The organism is Streptomyces sp. NBC_00503 (assembly GCF_036346895.1).
Lineage (GTDB): Bacteria > Actinomycetota > Actinomycetes > Streptomycetales > Streptomycetaceae > Streptomyces.
The window spans coordinates 6,249,763-6,270,306 of sequence record NZ_CP107855.1 but is presented as its reverse complement, the minus strand read 5'-3'; the positions used below and the strand labels follow the sequence as shown (position 1 = coordinate 6,270,306).

General features: G+C 73.0%; 16 protein-coding genes. 12 read left to right on the top strand and 4 right to left on the bottom strand.

What is annotated here, in order from left to right:
• The first annotated feature begins 66 nt into the window (after positions 1 to 66).
• From OG490_RS28795 to OG490_RS28775, 5 genes are all read left to right on the top strand, one after another.
• Positions 67 to 816, top strand: coding sequence for an aminoacyl-tRNA hydrolase (locus OG490_RS28795; RefSeq protein WP_330299174.1), 750 nt, complete (start codon positions 67 to 69; stop codon positions 814 to 816).
• 146 nt (positions 817 to 962) lie between these two features.
• Positions 963 to 2,315, top strand: a complete 1,353-nt coding sequence (locus OG490_RS28790; protein ID WP_443065986.1) for a DUF692 domain-containing protein — start codon at positions 963 to 965, stop codon at positions 2,313 to 2,315.
• Positions 2,312 to 3,436, top strand: coding sequence for a TIGR04222 domain-containing membrane protein (locus tag OG490_RS28785; protein WP_330299172.1), 1,125 nt, complete (start codon positions 2,312 to 2,314; stop codon positions 3,434 to 3,436). Before OG490_RS28790 ends, OG490_RS28785 begins: the two co-directional genes overlap by 4 nt.
• A gap of 84 nt (positions 3,437 to 3,520) precedes the next feature.
• Positions 3,521 to 4,333 (top strand): TIGR04222 domain-containing membrane protein, encoded by an 813-nt coding sequence (locus tag OG490_RS28780; protein WP_330299171.1) that lies wholly within the window; start codon positions 3,521 to 3,523, stop codon positions 4,331 to 4,333.
• A gap of 81 nt (positions 4,334 to 4,414) precedes the next feature.
• Positions 4,415 to 6,049: an alpha/beta hydrolase gene (locus OG490_RS28775; protein WP_330299170.1), complete on the top strand. Its 1,635-nt coding sequence runs from the start codon at positions 4,415 to 4,417 to the stop codon at positions 6,047 to 6,049.
• A gap of 104 nt (positions 6,050 to 6,153) precedes the next feature.
• On the opposite strand, the gene hemQ is transcribed toward OG490_RS28775, so the two are convergent.
• Both hemQ and hemG read right to left on the bottom strand, forming a co-directional pair.
• Positions 6,154 to 6,867, bottom strand: a complete 714-nt coding sequence (gene hemQ / locus OG490_RS28770) for a hydrogen peroxide-dependent heme synthase (protein ID WP_330299169.1) — start codon at positions 6,865 to 6,867, stop codon at positions 6,154 to 6,156.
• 4 nt (positions 6,868 to 6,871) lie between these two features.
• On the bottom strand, positions 6,872 to 8,401 hold the full coding sequence (gene hemG, locus OG490_RS28765; protein WP_330299168.1) for a protoporphyrinogen oxidase: 1,530 nt from the start codon (positions 8,399 to 8,401) through the stop codon (positions 6,872 to 6,874).
• A gap of 170 nt (positions 8,402 to 8,571) precedes the next feature.
• Between hemG and OG490_RS28760 the strand changes: the two genes are divergently transcribed.
• Together OG490_RS28760 and OG490_RS28755 are read left to right on the top strand one after the other, a co-directional pair.
• Entirely contained in the window at positions 8,572 to 9,627 is a 1,056-nt protein-coding gene (locus tag OG490_RS28760; protein WP_330299167.1) for a DUF4349 domain-containing protein, read from the top strand.
• A gap of 64 nt (positions 9,628 to 9,691) precedes the next feature.
• Positions 9,692 to 11,080 carry an FAD-dependent oxidoreductase gene (locus OG490_RS28755; protein ID WP_330299166.1) on the top strand — a complete coding sequence of 463 codons (1,389 nt, stop codon included), beginning with the start codon at positions 9,692 to 9,694 and terminating at the stop codon, positions 11,078 to 11,080.
• Positions 11,081 to 11,182: 102 nt separating this feature from the next.
• Here the strand turns inward: OG490_RS28755 and hemE are convergent, their stop codons facing one another.
• Positions 11,183 to 12,247: a uroporphyrinogen decarboxylase gene (hemE, locus tag OG490_RS28750; protein ID WP_330299165.1), complete on the bottom strand. Its 1,065-nt coding sequence runs from the start codon at positions 12,245 to 12,247 to the stop codon at positions 11,183 to 11,185.
• Positions 12,248 to 12,338: 91 nt separating this feature from the next.
• Between hemE and OG490_RS28745 the strand changes: the two genes are divergently transcribed.
• The 3 genes from OG490_RS28745 (at position 12,339) to OG490_RS28735 (ending at position 15,440) form a co-directional block, all read left to right on the top strand.
• Positions 12,339 to 13,001, top strand: coding sequence for a DUF3000 domain-containing protein (locus tag OG490_RS28745; RefSeq protein ID WP_330299164.1), 663 nt, complete (start codon positions 12,339 to 12,341; stop codon positions 12,999 to 13,001).
• A 326-nt stretch (positions 13,002 to 13,327) separates the two neighbouring features.
• A complete protein-coding gene (locus OG490_RS28740) occupies positions 13,328 to 13,996 on the top strand; it encodes a response regulator transcription factor (protein WP_330299163.1) in 669 nt (222 codons plus the stop codon).
• Positions 13,997 to 14,129: 133 nt separating this feature from the next.
• Positions 14,130 to 15,440 (top strand): ribonuclease D, encoded by a 1,311-nt coding sequence (locus OG490_RS28735; RefSeq protein WP_330299162.1) that lies wholly within the window; start codon positions 14,130 to 14,132, stop codon positions 15,438 to 15,440.
• A gap of 40 nt (positions 15,441 to 15,480) precedes the next feature.
• Here the strand turns inward: OG490_RS28735 and OG490_RS28730 are convergent, their stop codons facing one another.
• Positions 15,481 to 16,671 (bottom strand): alpha/beta fold hydrolase, encoded by a 1,191-nt coding sequence (locus OG490_RS28730; RefSeq protein WP_330299161.1) that lies wholly within the window; start codon positions 16,669 to 16,671, stop codon positions 15,481 to 15,483.
• Positions 16,672 to 17,004: 333 nt separating this feature from the next.
• Here OG490_RS28730 and OG490_RS28725 point away from each other — a divergent pair, with 333 nt between their 5' ends.
• On the top strand, positions 17,005 to 18,228 hold the full coding sequence (locus tag OG490_RS28725; RefSeq protein ID WP_330299160.1) for a thiolase family protein: 1,224 nt from the start codon (positions 17,005 to 17,007) through the stop codon (positions 18,226 to 18,228).
• Positions 18,225 to 20,363 carry a 3-hydroxyacyl-CoA dehydrogenase NAD-binding domain-containing protein gene (locus OG490_RS28720; RefSeq protein WP_330299159.1) on the top strand — a complete coding sequence of 713 codons (2,139 nt, stop codon included), beginning with the start codon at positions 18,225 to 18,227 and terminating at the stop codon, positions 20,361 to 20,363. The genes OG490_RS28725 and OG490_RS28720 overlap by 4 nt, the downstream gene beginning before the upstream one ends.
• Positions 20,364 to 20,544 lie beyond the last annotated feature (181 nt).

The window sequence follows — 20,544 nt, the reverse complement described above, 5'->3', positions numbered from 1 at the left end:
TGATCCTCACCCGGCCCGGACCCCTCGGACATCATCCTGAAGACGGATGCTGGCATCCTTGGCCGGATGAGCACCGAGCACACGCCCCACGACACCCACGTACCCGCCGTCGGGTCGGACAGCCCGTTCCGGCAGGAGCGGATCGCACGCGACGAGGCCCCGCAGTTCGTGCTGCCGCTGGTCGTGCGGATCGAGAAGGCCGAGCCGCCGGCGCGCACGGACGCCCTGGAGACGGCGGCCCGCGCGGTGCTGGTGCTGCTGACGGACGAGCGTGCGGCGGGCGAGGGCGAGTGGGCCGAGGCGGTCCGGGACTGGCAGGACGCGCGGATCCGCAAGGTGGTCCGCCGGGCTCGCGGGGCGGAATGGCGCAAGGCCGGGACGCTGCCGGGTGTCACCGTGCACGGTGACATGTCGGAGGTACGGGTCTTCCCGCCGGTCCCGCTGGACGGCTGGCCCAAGGAGCTGGCCAAGCTCCAGGTGTCGGGCACCGACCTGGACGACCCGCAGCCGGCCGGTCCGGCGGAGGCCGGGCTGCCGGTGCTGTGGCTCAACCCCGATCTGGACATGTCCGCCGGCAAGGCGATGGCCCAGGCCGGCCACGCGGCACAGCTGGCCTGGTGGGAGCTGACCGGGGCGGAGCGGACCGCGTGGCGCGAGGCCGACTTCCGGCTGGCCGTACGGACGGCGCCGCGCGAGCGGTGGGCGGAGCTGTCCGGGAGCGGGCTGCCGGTGGTCCGCGACGCCGGGTTCACGGAGATCGCGCCGGGTTCGTGCACGGTGGTCGCGGACCATCCGGCGCTGCGCGGGCGGCTCTGACGCCCCAGGGGATCCGGCTGGTAGGGGGGCCCGGCCGGGAACCTCAAATGTTGCTCTGAACGTCCCCCTGGGCGGTTGGCTCGACTCCGTCGGGGCCATGACATCGGCAGAGAGACCGATGAGGGGGGCGAGGGGACATGAAGCCCATGGCACACCTGGGGGTGGGCATCGGGTGGCGGCCGGAGATCGCGGACGCCGTGGCGGGGCTGGAGGGCCTGGACTGGGTCGAGGTGGTGGCCGAGAACATCTGTCCGGGACACCTTCCCGAGCCGCTGCAGCGGCTCCTCGACCGCGGGGTCCGGGTGGTCCCGCACGGGGTCTCGCTCGGAATCGGCGGCGCCGACCGCCCGGACCCGGCGAAGCTCGCCGCGCTCGGGGAGCGGGCGGTGGCACTGGGGGCGCCGCTCGTCACGGAGCACATCGCATTCGTACGCACCTCCTCGCAGACGCCCGGCCGGACGCTCGAAGCCGGACACCTCCTGCCCGTGGCCCGGACCTGGGACTCGCTGCACGTGCTGTGCGAGAACGTGCGGATCGCCCAGGACTGTCTGCCGGTGCCGCTCGCGCTGGAGAACATCGCCGCGCTGGTGTCCTGGCCCGGGGAAGAGCTCACCGAGGGCCAGTTCCTGACGGAGCTGGTGGAACGGACGGGCGTGCGGCTGCTGATCGACGTGGCCAACCTGCACACCAACCGGGTGAACCGGGGCGAGGACCCGGCCACCGTGCTGGACGGGATCCCGCTGGAGGCGCTGGCGTACGTGCACGTCGCCGGTGGCGTGGAGCGGGACGGGGTGTGGCACGACACCCATGCGCATCCCGTGCCGGGGGTGGTGCTGGACGTTCTGGCGGAGCTCCGGGCCCGGGTGGAGCCGGCGGGGGTGCTGCTGGAGCGGGACGACGACTTTCCGGCGGGGGCGGAGTTGGCGGGTGAGCTGGCCGCGATCCGGGGGGTGCTGGGCGGCCCTGCGGGAGCCGTCCCCGACCCGCCCTTCCTCCGTTCCCCGGGCTCTGCCCGGACCCGCGCCTCAAACGCCGGCGAGGCTGGATTGGGCGCAGGCCCAGGCGACGAGCTGGACAAGGCGCGGACGCGGGTCGGGATCGGGCAGGCCGCACTGTTGTCGGCGCTGGTCGCCGGGACGCCCGTGCCCGAGGGGTTCGACCGGCAGCGGGTACGGGTGCAGGCGCGGGCGCTCGCGGCCAAGCGGGCCGGGGTCGTGGCCCGGCTGGCTCCCGAGCTGACCGGGATCCTGGGCGGCGAGGACGCGTACCGGGAGGCCTTCCTCGGCTATGCCCGGCACCGGCCGATGACCGCCGGATACCGGCGCGACGCGCTGGACTTCGCGGAACACCTGCTGATCAGGGATCTGCCCGCCGACCCCGACGCCCGGCGCCGGCTCACGCTCTGGTGGCAGGACCGGGCCGGGGCGCGGCCGACGCGCCGCATCGCGCGCTGGGCCCGCTCGCTGACGGCCCGCTCGCTGATGGGGAGAGCCGCATGAGCCTCTTCGACTGGATCGCCGTCGCCGTCTGGGCCGGTGTCATCCTCTCCACCGTGATCCTGCGGCGCAGCGTGCCGCGCTCGCGGCAGCCGGCCCGCGATCCGGCTCCCCGGCTGCTCGACCTGTCCGAGGCCGCGTTCATGGCGGGCGGCCCGGGCACGGTGGTCGACGCCGCGCTCGTCTCCCTGCTCTGCGACGGCCGGATGGTGGCCGGCGGGCCGGGCATCGTCCAGGTGCGCCCCGGGGTGCGGGCCACCGATCCCGCCGAGCGGGCCGTCCTCCAGGCCCACCAGAGCGCGCCCTCGGGGTGGCTCTACCAGATCCGCTACGCCGCCATGCGCGAGCCGGCCGTCCAGGAGACGGGCGACGCGCTGGCCGACCGCGGGCTGATCGCCCCGCCCGGCGACCGCCGCGGGCGGGGGCGCCACGGGGTCGTCCAGGCGGTGCTCTGCGGGGTGCTGCTGATGCTGTCCCTGCCGCTCACCTTCGTCGCCCTGGTCCTCCAGTCCGAGTCCGGGTCCGGCTCCTTCCGCCTGCCCTTCATCGTCGAGGTGCTTCCCGTTCTGGTGGGCGGCATCGTGCTGGGCCTGCGAGGGGCCTACCGCTCCCGGCAGCGGATCACCCGGGCCGGGGCCGCGGCGCTGCGCGACATGCGCGCCCGCCACCGGGCCGATCAGAGCCCGTACGTGCAGACCTCGCTGTTCGGGCTGGGCGGACTGCGCGATCCGTATCTGCGCGGGCTGCTCCTGCCCGCGGCCCGGGACACCCGGCTGGCGGCGGCGCAGGCCCGTATCCGTCCGGGCGGTTCCGCGGGATCCGGGCACTCCACCCGTTCCAGCGGCTCGGAGACCGCCTGGGGGTCCCCGGCGGAGATGATCCCGGTCGTGTGGTGCGCGGGATCGGACGGCGGCGGATCGAGCGGATCCGGCGGCTCCAGCTGCGGATCGGGCGGTTCCGGCTGCGGGTCCTCGAGCAGCAGCTGCTCCTCGGGATCGAGCTGCGGGTCCTCCGGGTCCAGCTGCGGGTCCTCCAGCAGCAGTTGCGGGGGCAGCAGCTCCAGCTGCTCCAGCAGTTCGAGTTGTGGCAGTTCGTCCGGGTCCAGCTGCTCCAGCAGTTCCTGACCGTCCATCACGGACCCGTCACGAGCTGCTCACACCTCGGCAGGGCCCTATCCCCCGTGCTTCCACGTCTTGTAGAAAGCGGGCATGTTCTGGGTCCTGTTCCTCCTCTTGGCCTGGGCAGGGGTGCTGCTCGCGTGCACCCGCCTCCTGAGAGCCGCCGATCAAGCCGCCGGTCAAGCCGCGGGGCCGGCCGGCGAGGCCGCCGCGCCGCCCGGCCGCACCCGCCACCACCACGAGGAGCTGAGCCTGTACGAGGCCGCGTACCTCGCCGGCGGCCCGCGCCGGGTGGCCGATCTGACCCTGCTGTCCATGCAGCGCCAGCGACGGCTGCTGCTCGCGCACACCGGCTGGGCCACCGTGGTCGATCCGGTCGGGCGCGATCCGCACGAGCGCTCCGTACTCGGCGCGTTCGGGCCCGACGGGCAGGAGCAGGTGGCGTCCGTACGGACCGCCGCGGAACGGGATCCTGCCGTACGGGCCCTCGCGGACCGGCTGGGCGACGCGGGCCTCGCGCTGCGCGCCGAGGCCGAGCAGGGGGTCGGCGAGGGGATCCGGGCGGTCCGTCAGGCCACCTGGCTGGTCCTGGGCATGACGGCGGCCGCCCTGTGCGTACCGGCCCCGGGGACCACGACGAAGATGATCCTGTGCTGGTTCTCGCTGCCGCTGATCCTGACGCTGGGCTGCCTGGCCATAGCCCGCGCCGAGGGGCACGCGCACTCCCCGTGGGCCTCGCCCGCCGGTCAGCGGCTGCTCGTGGAACTGGCCCGGGAGCGCGGCGAGCAGGGCTCGCTCACGGCGGTGGCCCTGCGGGGGCTGCGCGCGGTCACCGACCCGGAGCTGCGGGCGGCGCTGGCGTACGGCAGGCGGGGGCGGCGGGCGCGGCAAAGGAGGTACTGAGCGCGACACGGGCCGCCGATCCTGTACAGGGGCCCCGTCTGCGGATCTCATCGGACCATCCGATGAGACGAGGAACCCGCCATGCGGATGCGTGTCGCGCTGGCCGCCGTGGTGCTGGCCGTGTCGGTGCCGGGAGTCTGCGCCGGTCCGGCCCTGGCCCGGGCCGCCGCCCCGCCCGCGGCCGAGGAGGCCGGGGCCGAGTTCGTCGCGCGCCGCGCCGCCGGGGACCCGCTGGAGTTCGGGCCCTGCGCGGCCGCCGAAGGGCTGGGCCCCGCCGTGCGCTGTGCCACGCTGCGGGTGCCGCTCGACTACGCGCGGCCCGACGGGGAGCAGATCGGCATCACCGTCAGCCGGGTCCGCGCCTCCGGCCCGGCGGCCCGGCAGGGGGTGCTCGTGTACAACCCGGGCGGGCCCGGCGGGAACGGGATGTTCTTTCCGCTGGTCGCCGGTCTGCCCGAGTGGCGGCGGATCGGGGCCGCCTACGACCTCGTCGGCTACGCCCCGCGCGGGGTCGGCCGCTCCGGTCCCCCGCTGTCGTGCCAGGACCCGGACGAGTTCGCCCGTACTCCGACCCGGGGCCCGTCCGCCGTGCCGGACCCCGCGGAGAAGCGCGAACGCCTCGCCGCCGCCCGCCGCTACGCGCAGGGCTGCGCGCGGCGCACCGGCGCCGACCGGCTCGCGCACTACACGACCCTGAACAACGTCCGCGACCTGCACGTGCTGCGCGCCGCGCTCGGCGAGGCGAAGCTGAACTTCATGGGGGCCTCGTACGGCACCTACCTGGGCGCCGTCTACGCCACGCTCCACCCCGGCCACGTCCGCCGGATGGTCTTCGACTCGGCCGTCGACCCCGATCCCGCCGGCATCTGGTACCGGAACAACCTGGCTCAGGGGCCCGCGTTCGAGCGCCGGTGGGCCGACTTCCGCGCCTGGACGGCCCGCCACGACGCCTCGTACGGCCTTGGCACCACCCCCGGAGCCGTGCAGGCGAGTTACGAGCGGGTCCGGGCCGCGCTGGCCCGCGAACCGGCGGGCGGGGTCGTCGGCACCGGGCAGCTGCACTCCGCGTACCTCAGGGCCGCCTACTACGACGAGGTCTGGCCGGAGCGGGCGGCGGCGCTGTCGGCGTTCCTGCGCGGCGATCCGGCTCCGCTGATCGCGCTCGCCGCCCCGGATCCGGCGGCCGCCGCCGAGGGCGAGAACGCGACGGCGGTCTACACGGCGACCTTGTGCAACGACGCCCCGTGGCCCGCCGACTGGGAGACCTGGGACCGCGACAACACCGAACTGGCGCGCACGGCCCCCTTCGAGACCTGGGGCAACGCCTTCCTGAACCTGCCCTGCGCCTCCTGGCCGGTGCGCGAGAGGCAGCACCCGGTGGACGTGGGCGGGGCGGCGGCCGCCGCGCTCCCCCGTACGCTCGTCGTCGCGGCCGAGCGGGACGGCGCGACCCCGTATCCGGGCGCGCTGGAGCTCCAGCGGCGGCTCGGGGCCGGGGCGGCGCTGGTGACGGAAGAGGGGGCCGGCACCCACGGAGTGGTCGGTGGACGCAATGACTGCGTGGACCGTCACGTGGAGCGGTACTTGCTGACGGGGGCCACCGCGGGGTGGCGCGTCGGGTGTGCGCCGCATCCGGAGCCCGCACCGGTGTCGCTGGACGACCGGGCAGCGACGGCCCAGGGGCACCCCAGGGCACTGCTGCCGCCAGTCGTCTGAACTTCCGGGCGGGATCTCCGGCTGCGTCGATTCGGGGGCAGGGCCTCCCGATCACCGGCGGTCCGCGGTCAGCGGTCCGCCGGTCCTTCCCCCCAGGGGAGGTCTCAGGCGAGTCCGGCCACCAGATCGGCGACGGACTTGCGGCGCCCGGTGTAGAAGGGCACCTCTTCACGGACGTGCATCCGGGCCTCGGAGGCGCGCAGGTGGCGCATGAGGTCGACGATGCGGTACAGCTCGTCGGCCTCGAAGGCCAGCAGCCATTCGTAGTCGCCCAGCGAGAAGGAGGCGACGGTGTTGGCGCGCACGTCGGGGTAGCCGCGGGCCATCATGCCGTGGTCCTTGAGCATGCGGCGACGGTCCTCGTCGGGCAGCAGGTACCAGTCGTAGCTGCGCACGAAGGGGTACACGCTGACGTAGTCGCGCGGGGTCTCGTCGGCCAGGAAAGCCGGGATGTGCGACTTGTTGAACTCGGCCGGGCGGTGCAGGGCCATGTTCGACCACACCGGCTCCAGGGCACGGCCCAGCTTGGTGCGGCGGAACAGGTTGTAGGCGCTCTGCAGCTCGTCGGAGGTCTCCGCGTGCCACCAGATCATGACGTCGGCGTCGGCGCGCAGGCCGGAGACGTCATAGGTGCCGCGGACGGTGATGTCCTTGGCGCCCAGCTGGTCGAACAGTTCCTGGACCTCGTCGGCATAGCCGCCGCGGTCCTCGGGCAGAACGTCCTTCAGCTTGAAGACGGACCACAGGGTGTAGCGGATGACCTCGTTGAGGTCCTTCGCCTTCTTCCCCGCGTTGGGAATCTTCTCTGGTGCAGTCATGCGTCTATTGTCCCGTGTGCTGATCAGTGGTCTGTGCCAGGGGTGCCCAACCGGCCCCCAACGTGGCGATCACCACGTCCGCGGCCTTCCCCGCACTGGCGATGCACGCCGGGATCCCCACCCCGTCGTAGAGCGCACCGCACACCGCGAGGCCCGGCAGCGCCGCGACGGCGCCGCGGATCCGGGCCACCCGGTCCAGGTGGCCGACGGGGTACTGGGGCAGGCCGCCGTCCCAGCGGGTGACGGTGGAGGCGACCGGGCGGGCGGCGCCCGACAGCCCCACGGCCGCGCCGAGATCGGCGAGCGAGATCTCGACCAGCTCCTCGTCGGAGCGCGTCAGAACGGCCTCGTCGCCGTGGCGGCCGACGGAGGTGCGCAGCAGGAACAGCTCGGGATCGGTCCCGGCCCAGGCCCACTTGTTGCTGGAGAAGGTGGACGCCTTGATCGTCCGGCCGTCCACCGGGGGTACGAGGAAACCGCTCGCGCCGCCGTCGGCGATGGCCGCCGGAAGCTCCGAGCGGCGCAGCGCCATCGTGACCAGGGCCATGGAGGCGTACTCGGCCCCGCGCAACTCGCCTGCGGCTGCGGGCGCGAGCCGGTCCAGCAGTCGGGCGGCCGGCCCGGCCGGGACGGCCAGGACCACCGCGTCGGCCTCGATGACCTCGGCCCCGTCCGGGGTGTCGGCGACCACCCGCCAGCCGGTGGCGGTACGGGTCAACTCGCGCGCGGGGGCGTCGAGGAGGATCCGGGCTCCGGCCGCCCGGCAGGCCTCGGCGACCGCGAGCGGGAGCCGCCCGATGCCGCCGTCGATGCCGGAGAACACCGGCCCGGCCGCCCCGGGCTGCGCCTGGGCCGCCCGGCGCTGCAGTTCCCGTACGCCCTCGCCCAGTGAGGCGTGCGTGCGGGCGGCCTCGAAGAGCTGGGGCACGGCGGCGCGCATCGAGATGCGGTAGGCGTTGCCCGCGTAGACCCCGCCGAGGAGCGGTTCCACGAGCCGGTCGACGACCTCGTGGCCGAAGCGGGCGGCCACGTACTCGCCGATGGCCACGTCCTCGCCGAGCTCCGCGGGGGCCAGCCCGGCCTCGGCCTCGATCCGGGCCAGTCCCTCGGGGGAGAGCACTCCGGACGCGGCGAGCGGGCCCAGGTCGCCGGGGACGCCCATGACGTGGCCGCGCGGCATGGGCCGCAGCTCGCCCCGGGTCCACACGTGCGCGGTGGCGGTGGCGGGCGGCTGCAGGGCCTCACCGAGGCCCACGGCGCGGGCCAGTTCCAGGGCTTCGGGTCGGCGGGCGAGCACGGATTCGGCGCCGAGGTCCACGGGCAGGCCGGCCAGTTCGCCCGCGCGCAGCTTGCCGCCGAGGCGCGGTCCGGCTTCCAGGAGGGTGACGCGGACCCCGTCGGCGAGCAGGCGGTGGGCGGCCGCGAGGCCGGCGATGCCGCCGCCGATGACGAGGGCGTGGCCGGTCCCCCGCTGGGTGTGTCCGTCCGTACGTCCGTCCGTACGCCTGTCCGTACGCGTGTCCGCTTCGTGCATGGACACATCGTCTCAGACCGCGCGTGGGCCGATCACCGAGGCCTGACCGTGACCGCTTCGGCATCACCTCGGGACCGCGGGTGCGAAACCCGCGGCGGGACCCTGGACGTCAGACCCGTGACATCCGTGCGGCAGCGGACACGCGGCCCATTCCCCGGGGGGACTCCACGATGCAGACCCAGTACGCGAGACGGAGCGGAGCACGGTGGTACGGCCGGCGGTCCGCGACGGCCCTGGCCGCGCTCTCGCTGGCGGGGGCCCTCGCCCTCACCGGCTGCGCCGGCGAGGCGGGCGACAAGGCGATGGACAAAGAGGCACCGGCGGCGGCTCCGCGGCAGGAGGGCGCCGCGGGGAAGGCCGACGCAGCCGCCCCGGGCGCACCAGCCCCTTCCGCGGCCGACAAGAGCCAGCCGCAGGCCCCGGCCGTGCGCGCGCAGATCATCCGCACGGCGACCCTGAGCGTGGAGACGGCGGACGCCCAGAAGGCGACGGCCGGGGCCCGGACGGCGGCGGAGAACGCGGGCGGGTACGTGGGCGGCGAGACCACCAAACGCGGTGCCGACGGGGTGGTGACCTCGACCGTGACCCTGCGGGTGCCCGGGGAGCGGTTCGACGCGGTGCTCGGCGCGATGGAGGGCAGCGGAAAGCTGCTCGACCGCAAGGTCGAGGCGCAGGACGTGACGCAGAAGGTCACGGACGTGGACAGCCGGGTCAAGACGCAGCAGGCGAGCGTGGCCCGGGTGCGCGACATGATGGAGAAGGCCTCGGGGCTCAGCGAGGTCGTCACCCTGGAGGCCGAGCTCAGCAAGCGCCAGTCCGATCTGGAGTCGCTGATGGCGCAGCAGACGGCGCTGAAGGACCAGACCTCGCTGGGCACGATCACGCTGACGTTCTCGGAGCCGGGGAAGCCGGCGGCCCAGGAGCCGAAGAAGCCGGAACCGGGCTTCTTCGACGCCCTGGTCGGCGGGTGGGCCGTGTTCGCGACCGTGATCAGGTACCTGCTGATGGCGCTCGCGGCGGCCTCCCCGTTCCTGCTGAGCGGCGGGTTCCTGCTGCTCTGCTTCCGGCAGTACCGCAAGTGGCGGCCTGCGAAGCAGAAGCCCGACCTTCCCGCGCGGCGGCTTCCCGCGCCGACCGGGCCGATGTGGCCGGCCCCCCGGCCCCCGGCCGGCGGCCCCGCCCAGCCCACGGAAGGGGCGACCCCTCCGGCGGACGTCCGGGACTGAACACCCGTACGCCCGTAGCGTGGTCCCCTCAGGCATCGGCGGCGGGGAAGGACGGTACGGGCGCATGGCGAACGGCACGGAGCGGCTGGTGGTGATCGGGGGTGACGCGGCGGGCATGTCCGCCGCGTCACAGGCCCGCCGGCTCAAGGGCCCCTCGGAGCTGGAGATCATCGCGTTCGAGCGGGGGCACTTCACCTCGTACTCCGCGTGCGGGATCCCGTACTGGATCGGCGGGCAGGTGGCCGGGCGGGACGAGCTGATCGCCCGGACCCCCGAGGAGCACCGCGCCCGGGACATCGATCTGCGGACCCGCACGGAGGTGGTGGAGCTCGACGTCCCGGGGCGCCGGGTGCGCGCCCGCGACTTGGATTCGGGCGCCGAGTACTGGACGGCGTACGACAAGCTCGTCCTGGCGACGGGCGCCCGGCCGGTCCGGCCCCGGCTGCCCGGCATCGACGCGGCGGGGGTGCACGGCGTCCAGACCCTGGACGACGGGCAGGGCCTGATGGACACCCTGGAACGCACCACGGGCCGCAGGGCGGTCGTGGTCGGGGCGGGCTACATCGGCGTGGAGATGGCGGAGGCGCTGGTCGGGCGGGGCTTCGAGGTCACCGTGCTGCACCGGGGCGAGCAGCCGATGTCCACGCTGGACCCGGACATGGGCGGCCTGGTGCACAGCGCGATGAACGGGATGGGGATCCGTACGGTCTCCCGCGCCGAGGTGACGAAGATCCTCACGGACCCGGAGGGCCGGGCCTGCGCGGTGGCGACGGCGGCCGGTGACGAGTACCCGGCGGACGTGGTGGTCCTGGGCATCGGAGTGGAGCCGCGCACGGAACTGGCCCGCGCTGCGGGCCTGCCGCTGGGCGACTCGGGCGGCCTGCTGACCGACCTCTCGATGCGGGTGCGGGGGCACGAGGACATCTGGTCGGGCGGTGACTGCGTGGAGGTCCTCGACCTGGTGGCGGGCCGCACGCGGCACATCGCGCTGGGCACGCACGCGAACAAGCACGGCCAGGTCATCGGCTCGGGCGTGGGCGGCGGCTACGCGACCTTCCCGGGCGTCGTCGGCACGGCCGTGAGCAAGGTCTGCGACCTGGAGATCGCCCGTACGGGGCTGCGCGAGCGCGACGCGCTGGCGGTCGGCCTGCGCTTCGTCACCGCCACCATCCGCTCGACGAACACGGCGGGCTACTACCCGGGGGCCGAGGAGATGACGGTGAAAATGCTGGCGGAACGCCGCACGGGCCGCCTCCTGGGCGTCCAGATCGTCGGCGGCGCGGGATCCGCGAAGCGGGTGGACATCGCGGCGGTGGCCTTGACGGCCGGTATGACGGTGGAGCAGGTGGTCTCGCTGGACCTGGGCTACGCGCCCCCGTTCTCCCCGGTCTGGGACCCGGTCCTGGTGGCGGCCCGCCGTGCCGTGTCCGCGGTGCGGGCGGCGGGGGTCTGAGTCCTGCGGGCCGCTTCCCGGGGCTCCGCCCCGGACCCCGCGCCTCAAACGCCGGCGGGGCTGGAATTGCCCTCCGGGCAATTCCAGCCCCGCCGGGGCCGACTAGACCGCCGTCTGGGTGTGGACGTAGTCCACCAGGCGGGTCAGGGCGTCCGGCGGGGTCGTCGGGAGGACGCCGTGGCCCAGGTTGAAGATGTGGCCCTCCAGGCCCGCCGCGGCGGCGAGGACCTCGTCGGTCTTGGTGCGGACGGCCTCCTCCGTGGAGAAGAGGACCGCCGGGTCCAGGTTGCCCTGGAGCGCCTTGCCGGGGCCGACGCGGTGCACGGCTTCGTTCAGCGCGACCCGGTAGTCGACGCCCATGACGTCCGCGCCGGCCTCGCCCATCAGGCCGAGGAGTTCGCCGGTGCCCACGCCGAAGTGGATGCGCGGGACCCCGTACGAGGCCACGGACTCCAGGACCTTGGCGGACGCGGGCATCACCGAGCGGCGGTAGTCCGCCGGGGCGAGCGCGCCGACCCAGGAGTCGAAGAGCTGGATCGCGGAGGCGCCGGCCTCGATCTGGACCTTGAGGAAGGCGGAGGTGATCTCCGCGAGGCGGTCCAGCAGGTCGGCCCACAGCTCCGGGTCCCCGTACATGAGGGCCTTGGTGTGCTCGTGGTTCTTGGACGGGCCGCCCTCGACCAGGTAGCTCGCGAGGGTGAAAGGCGCACCCGCGAAACCGATCAACGGCGTGGAGCCCAGTTCACTCGTGAGCATGCCGATCGCCTCGGTGACGTACGGGACGTCCTCCGGGGTGAGGTCGCGCAGCTGTGCGAGGTCCTCGCGGCGGCGGATCGGCTGGGCGACGACGGGGCCGACGCCCGGCTTGATGTCCAGGTCGACGCCGATGGCCTTCAGCGGGACCACGATGTCGGAGAAGAAGATCGCCGCGTCCACGTTGTGGCGGCGCACCGGCTGGAGCGTGATCTCGGTGACCAGGTCGGGGCGCATGCAGGATTCCAGCATCTGCGTGCCCTCGCGGACCTTGCGGTACTCGGGGAGCGAGCGTCCCGCCTGCCGCATGAACCACACGGGCGTGTGCGGCACCGGCTCGCGCCTGCACGCCTTGAGGAAGGCGGAATCGTACGTCTGGCTCGGCGTGCCCGTGGGGCGGGTGTTGTCGCTCACGACTCAAATCTTCGCACGTATGAAGAAGTGCCCGGCCCGGCGCGGGTGTCCCTGCGCCGTACGGGCGCTCGTTCCGCCTAGTCTTCCCCGCATGGCTGCGGCTCAGGGACGATTTTCAGATGGCGCTGACGGTACGGACAGCGCGAAGGAGAGCTCCGTCCCGCTCCCGTTCCGGCGGGCGGTCGACGGCTTGAAGAAAGCGAGGCTACGGGCGGGGATCGAGATCGACCCCACCAAGCCGCCACAGAGACTGGCACCGCACGCCTACGCGCTGGAGGCGGCGGTAGTGGACGGGGAGGAGGATCTGGCCGACGGCCGGCTCATCCTCCTGCACGACCCGGCCGGGCACGACGCCTGGCAGGGGACCTTCCGGCTGGTGACGCTCGTACGGGCGGAACTGGAGCCGGAGATGGCCGTGGACCCGCTCCTCCCCGAGGTGTGCTGGTCCTGGCTGACGGGGGCGCTGGACGCGCGCGGGCTGACGTACGGGGAGGCGAGCGGGACCGTGACCATGGCCGCTTCGCACTACTTCGGCGGGCTCGGAGAGCGGCGTCCGGCGACACAGATCGAGATCAGGGCGTCATGGACGCCGCGCGAGGGCGTGGGCGGGGTGCCCGACACCTCGGCACACCTGGCGGCGTGGTGCGAACTGCTGTGCCAGATCGCGGGGCTGCCGCCGGTCGGGCCGACGGAGACGGTGACCGGTGTGGTCTCCCTGCCACAGCGACGCGGCCCGCACCACCCGCAGGGGTAGTACCGCAGGGCTCCACGGGGCCCGTACGGCCGTACGCACACGGCCGTACGGGCCCCCGGCATCCCGCCGCGCACCGCCCGTCCGGCACCCCCGCAGATGCGATCAAACCGGCACCGGAGTGTCGGAACGGGGCGTCCCTTGTGGGCTTCTGATCACCCTATGATCGATCATGCGTCCGAATTGCCCGAATTGTTACTCACCAAATCGTGATCATTCCCTAAAGCCGGGCGGGTGACGTGCCGAAGGAGTCAGTGACCATCCGCACGGTTCGCACCGGCTCCTCTTCCCCGAGCCGGCCGTCCCGCCACTCCCCCCAGGAGGCCTAGGTGTCCGTTCTTCTCGAGCAGCCCGCAAGCCTGGTCGCCGCCGCCTACCGCCCGAACAAGCCGACGGCCATGGTCGTCGTGGCCGACCCGCGCGTGCGTTCCACCGTGACCCGCCATTTGTGGGCCCTCGGAGTACGCGACGTGATCGAGGCGTCGTCCATCGCGGAGGCCCGCCCACGCATCGGCAGCCCGCGCGACATCTGCGTGGCCGACGTACACCTGCCCGACGGTTCCGGTCTCACCCTGCTCTCCGAGACCCGCGCCGCCGGGTGGCCGAACGGCCTGGCCCTGTCCGCCGCCGACGACATCGGCGCCGTACGCAACGCCCTCGCGGGCGGAGTGAAGGGCTACGTCGTCACCGGCACCCGGACCAACATCGGGCTCCCTTCGCGGCCCGGCGCCGCCCCCATCGGTGCCGCCGCCGCCCGTATGCACCGCCGCCCCCCGGGTGCCCCGAGCCACCCGGGCGGCTACCGAGAGCTCTCCGGCCGCGAGGTCGAGGTCCTGCGCCTCGTCGCGGAGGGCCAGTCCAACAAGGCCATCGGAGTCTCGATGGGCCTGTCCGCCCTGACCGTCAAGTCCCACCTCGCCCGGATCGCCCGCAAGCTGGGCACCGGCGACCGGGCCGGGATGGTCGCCGTCGCCCTGCGCACCGGGATCATCCACTGACCCCGCCGATACCCCCCGGAGGACACCGGGCCAACACCCGGAAAACCCGGGGAAACGCCCACACTTCCCCCTCGCGCCCGTCGCCGGAACGTTCCGGCGACGGGCGCGCCGCATCCACGGATACCCTTGACCGGTGACCGACGCCCAAGAAACCGCAGCAGACCTGCGCACCACCACCGGGGGCGGCCCCCCGGACGACGAGGTTTCGTCCGATGGGCTGCCCGTTCCCCTGCTAGAACCGCGTGAGGGCATCCCCCCGGTGGTCGCCGACGCCGAGGCGCTCGCCGTGGTGGTCGCGGCCTTCGCCGCGGGCACCGGCCCCGTCGCGGTCGACGCCGAGCGCGCCTCCGGCTACCGCTACGGCCAGCGCGCCTACCTCGTACAGCTCCGCCGCGAAGGCGCGGGCTCCGCGCTGATCGACCCGGTGGGCTGTCCCGACCTCTCCGCCCTGGGCGAGGCCCTGTCCGGCACCGAGTGGATCCTGCACGCCGCCACCCAGGACCTGCCGTGCCTGCGCGAAATAGGCATGGCGCCCACCTCCCTCTTCGACACCGAGCTGGCCGGCCGCCTCGCCGGCTTCCCGCGGGTCGGACTCGGCGCGATGGTCGAGAGCGTCCTCGGCTACACGCTGGAGAAGGGGCACTCCGCCGTCGACTGGTCGACCCGTCCGCTCCCCGAGCCGTGGCTGCGCTACGCCGCGCTGGACGTGGAGCTGCTGGTGGACCTGCGCGACGCGCTGGAGAAGGAGCTGGACCGGCAGGGCAAGCTGGAATGGGCCCATCAGGAGTTCGACGCCATCGCCGCCGCACCGCCCGCACCTCCCCGCAAGGACCCGTGGCGCCGTACGTCCGGCATGCACAAGGTGCGCCGGCGCCGGCAGATGGCCGTCGTGCGGGAGCTGTGGGAGTCCCGCGACCGGATCGCGCAGCGACGGGACGTCTCGCCGGGCAAGGTGCTCGGTGACGCGGCGATCGTCGAGGCCGCCCTTGCCCTGCCGCTGAACGTGCAGGCCCTCTCCGCCCTGCCCGGCTTCGGGCAGCGCATGGGCCGGCGCCAGCTGGACCAGTGGATGGCGGCCGTGGAGCGGGCGAAGGCCCTGCCCGAGAACGAGCTGCCGCAGCCGGGCGCGACCCCGGCCGGTCCGCCGCCGCCGCGCTCCTGGGCGGACAAGGACCCGGTGGCCGCCGCCCGGCTGGCGGCGGCCCGCACGGCCGTGTCGGCGCTCGCGGAGGGTCTGAACCTGCCGCAGGAGAACCTGATCACCCCCGACACGGTCCGCCGGCTGTGCTGGGAGCCTCCGCTGCGGCTGGAGGCCGACGCGGTGGCCGAGGCCCTGACCGGCTACGGGGCCCGCCCGTGGCAGGTCGCACTGGTGACGGACGCCCTGGTCGCGGCCCTGGCCTCGGCCCCGGCCGAGACCGGGACCGAGACCGAGACCGACTGACCGGGACCGGCCGAGGCACCGGACGACGCGGACGGGGCCCTCACTCCATGGGAGTGAGGGCCCCGTCGCTGTCCCTGTAGTAGCTCCCGGTGGTCACTCCCTCGACCTTGCCGAACCTGAGCCAGTGCTCGGACATGGTGTGCACGTCGTTCGCCACGCGCTCCCAGGGCGCCTGGTGTCCCGCGCAGGCGATCCGGAGCATCAGCTTCTTGGCCCCGGGGATCTTCGCGTACAGCTCGGGAACCGAGAAGTAGAGCAGGCCCAGGTTCGGATCGGTGTTCACGATCGTGTCGTTCTCCCCGTACACGAGGCACACGGGCACCGTCCCGCCGAGGACCCCGTGCAGGGGCACGGTGGTGGAGTTCCAGCCCCACCAGTACGAGTTCCGGATGCGGCTCAGGCCCTCCGCGCGCGGGGCCGACGCGGTTCCGACCTCGGGTCCCCAGCCGGCACCGACCGCGTCGGTGGCCATGATCGCCTTCCACACCTCGTCGAGCATGCCGGGCTCGCGCTGGTCGGGGCACTTCAGGTCCTTCTGCCAGGCCGACTCCACGCCCGCCTTCGTGGCGACGGTCATCGGATAGTCGAACGACCCCGGCGTGGACACGGGCAGCGGCACCGGCTCATCGAAGTCGGTCCCGGACGCGCTCGCCCTGCCGTGCGGCGGGAAGATCGGCGCCAGCAGGAAGAGGCTGCGGACCTTGCCCGGATGCTGGATGGCATAGGGGCCGAACACCTGGGAGGCCGCCGACCAGCCGATGAGGTCGACCTTGGAGGCTCCGGTCTTGTCGAGGATGAAGTCGACCACCCTGTCGACCTCGCCCCAGTCGCTCCGGGAGTTGTTCAGCTGGGCGGCGTAGTCCACCGGGCCCGTGTACGGGCTCGCGTTCGGATGGGGCACGAGGAGTTTGCGCTGCGAGGGCGCGGGGCTGACGTTCTTGGGGTCGTCCATCCTGGGGCGGGTGGACAGCCCGGAACCCTGGAGTTCCATCACGAAGACGTCGAACTTGGCCTTCGCCAGCTCCTCGGCCCAGCTGTACTTCTTGTACTGCAGGTCGAAGCCCGCCAGAGCCGGGACGCTCCTGCCGTGCAGCATCAGGACGGGCCTGCTCGGATCGCCGCTCTGCGTGCCGTTGCGCCTCCTGACGAACAGCTTGACGAGGTCGCCGGCGTTCGCCGGGATGGTCGATGTGTAGTCCACGTGGTAGTTCGTCAGGACAGGTGCCGCCATCGCGCTGGTCCGTTCCGTCGATCGCATCCGGAGCGGGCGCCCCGGACCGGGCCAGAATCCGCAAGGGTGTGCGTCCGGCGCCACCGACGCGACCGTGGCTGCCGGACGCCCGACCCGTTCGGGTAGTCCCGTACGCTCCGATCGGCCGGGCGCACGGCGGGGCGCGAGGGGGCTCACACGGTGCGTGCCGCGAGTGTGACCTTCGCCGCTCCTCCGGGAGGGGGTGTGCATGCCGGTTACCGGCAAGTAGCATGGGCCGGGTGAGCGGGCGCTCAGGAATGGGCACGCCCCCGCACAGCAGCAGTGCACACCCGCACCTGGAGGAGAGCCAACGTGCCTCGTACCGTCAGGGACGTCGTCTTCGTCGACGGCGTCCGCACCCCGTTCGGCAAGGCGGGCCCGAAGGGCATCTACAACGAGACCCGCGCCGACGATCTCGTAGTGAAGGCCATCCGGGAGCTGCTGCGCCGCAACCCGGAACTCGACCCCGCGAAGATCGACGAGGTCGCCATCGCCGCCACCACGCAGATCGGTGACCAGGGGCTGACCCTCGGCCGTACGGCCGGGATCCTCGCCGGGCTCCCGCAGTCGGTGCCCGGGTACTCCATCGACCGCATGTGCGCCGGTGCGCTCACCGCCGTGACCGCCGTCGCGGGCGGCGTGGCCTTCGGTGCGTACGACGTCGCCCTCGCCGGCGGTGTCGAGCACATGGGCCGCCACCCCATGGGTGAGGGCGTGGACCCCAACCCGCGCTTCGTCTCCGAGAAGCTGGTCGACGAGTCCGCCCTGTTCATGGGCATGACCGCCGAGAACCTGCACGACCGGTACCCGACGATCACCAAGCTGCGCGCCGACGAGTACGCCGTGCGCTCGCAGGAGAAGGCCGCCAAGGCGTACGCCGACGGCAAGATCCAGGCGGACCTGGTCCCGATCTCGGTGCGCAACACCAACCCGGCGGCCGGCGAGACCGGCTGGGGCCTGGTCACCAGCGACGAGCCGATGCGTCCGGGGACCACCCTGGAGAACCTGGCGGGCCTCAAGACCCCGTTCCGGGTCCACGGCAACGTCACCGCGGGCAACGCCGCCGGTCTCAACGACGGTGCCACCGCGGCGATCATCGCCTCCGAGGACTTCGCCCGCGCGAACAACCTCCCGGTCAAGATGCGCCTGGTCGCGTACTCCTTCGCGGGTGTCGAGCCGGAGGTCATGGGCTACGGCCCGATCCCGGCCACCGAGAAGGCCCTCGCGCAGGCCGGTCTGACGATCGAGGACATCGGCCTCTTCGAGGTCAACGAGGCCTTCGCCGTGCAGGTGCTGGCCTTCCTGGAGCACTACGGCATCGCCGATGACGACGCCCGCGTCAACCAGTACGGCGGCGCCATCGCCTTCGGCCACCCGCTCGCCTCCTCGGGCGTGCGCCTGATGACCCAGCTGGCCCGTCAGTTCGAGGAGCAGCCCGAGGTCCGCTACGGCCTGACCACCATGTGCGTCGGCTTCGGCATGGGCGCCACGGTCATCTGGGAGAACCCGCACTTCACCGAGGGAGAGTCCAAGTGAGCACCACCACTGAGCTCCTGAAGGGCGCGGCCGAGCTGTTCCCGGACGAGGTCGTCACCCAGGCGCACGTACGCCACCTGGACCTGCCGTTCGGCGCCGGGCGCTTCGCGCTCGTCACGCTGGACAACGGCCTGGACCACACCAAGCCGACCACCTTCGGCCCGCAGTCCCTCGCCAACCTGAACGCGGCGATCGACCAGGTCGAGCAGGAGGCCCTCGCGGGCTCCATCGTCGGCGCGGGCATCACCGGCAAGCCGTTCATCTTCGCGGTCGGCGCCGACCTCAAGGGTGTCGAGCTGCTGAAGAAGCACGACGAGGCGCTCGCCATCGGCAAGGGCGGCCACGACGTCTTCAAGCGCCTCGCGGCGCTGGCCGTCCCCACCTTCGCGTACTACAACGGCGCGGCGATGGGCGGCGGTGTCGAGGTCGGTCTGCACTGCACCTACCGCACCGTCTCCAAGGCCATCCCGGCCTTCTCCCTGCCCGAGGTCTTCCTCGGCCTGGTTCCCGGCTGGGGCGGCTGCGCCCTGCTGCCGAACCTGATCGGCGCGGACCGCGCGGTCTCGGTGATCATCGAGAACTCGCTGAACCAGAACCGCCAGCTGGGGGGCAAGCAGGTCTTCGAACTCGGCATCGCCGACGCGCTGTTCGAGGGTGCCGACTTCCTGGAGCAGTCGCTCCTGTGGACCGCCGGCGTGCTGAACGGCACCACGGCGGTCGTCCGCGACGAGATCGACCGCGGTGACGCCTGGGACGCGGCGGTAGCCCGCGGCCGCGCCATCGCCGACTCCAAGGTGCACGGTGCGGCCCCGGCCGCCTACCGCGCGCTGGAGATCATCGAGGCGGCCAAGGACGGCGACCTGCAGAAGGGCTTCGACGCCGAGGACGCGGCCCTGGCCGACCTCATCATGGGCGGCGAACTGCGCTCCGGCATCTACGCCTTCAATCTGGTCCAGAAGCGCGCCAAGCGCCCGGCCGGTGCCCCGGACAAGGCCCTGGCCCGTCCGGTCACCAAGGTCGGCGTCGTCGGCGCGGGCCTGATGGCCTCGCAGCTGGCGCTGCTGTTCCTGCGCCGCCTGGAGGTGCCGGTGGTCCTCACCGACATCGACCAGGAGCGCGTGGACAAGGGCGTGGGCTACGTCCACGCCGAGATCGAGAAGCTGCTCGGCAAGGGCCGCATCAACCAGGACAAGGCCAACCGCCTGACCGCCCTGGTGACGGGCGTCCTGGACAAGGCCGAGGGCTTCGCGGACGCGGACTTCATCATCGAGGCCGTGTTCGAGGAGATGTCGGTCAAGCAGAAGGTGTTCGCGGAGGTCGAGGCGGTCGCCCCGGCGCACGCGATCCTCGCCACCAACACCTCCTCGCTGTCGGTGTCGGAGATGGCCTCCAAGCTCCAGCACCCGGAGCGCGTGGTCGGCTTCCACTTCTTCAACCCGGTCGCGATCCTCCCGCTGCTGGAGATCGTCCGCGGCGAGCAGACCGACGACGCCTCGCTGGCCACGGCCTTCGGCGTCGCGCGCAAGCTGAAGAAGACCGCGGTCCTCACCAAGGACGCCCCGGCGTTCGTCGTGAACCGCATCCTGACCCGCTTCATGGGCGAGATCCAGAACGTCATCGACGAGGGCACCCCGGTGGTCACCGCCGAGAAGGCCATCGAGCCGCTCGGCCTGCCGATGTCCCCGCTGGTGCTGCTGGAGCTCGTGGGCCCGGCGATCGGTCTGCACGTCTCCGAGACCCTGAACCGCGCCTTCCCGGAGCGCTTCACCGTCTCGCCGAACCTCGCCGCCGTCGTCAAGGCCGGCAAGCGCGGGTTCTACGTCTACAAGGCCGAGAACGGCTTCAAGCCGGAGCTCGACCCCGAGGTCGCCGCCCTCCTCGTCCAGGGCGACGTCGTCCTGACCGAGGAGCAGGTCCGCGACCGCGTCCTGGACGCGGTGGCGCAGGAGATCGGCCTGATGCTGGAGGAGGGTGTCGTGGCCGAGGCCCAGGACATCGACCTCTGCCTCATCACGGGCGCCGGCTGGCCCTTCCACCTGGGCGGCGTCACGCCGTACCTGGACCGCGAGGGTGTCTCGGAGCGCGTGAACGGCAAGACGTTCCTGGCCCCGGGCCTGGCCAGCGTCCCGGTCTGACCCTTCGTCGCACCGGTTCGACGTTCCTGACTGCCCGTCCGTGGAATCTCCGCGGACGGGCAGTCGTCGTTTCCGGCTCCGCTGTACACCGCGCGCCTTCACACGGTGTTCGCGAGCACGCCGAGAGCACTCCCGTTCGACGTTCACGTTTGCCTATAGTGACCCCCGGTGTTACGACCGC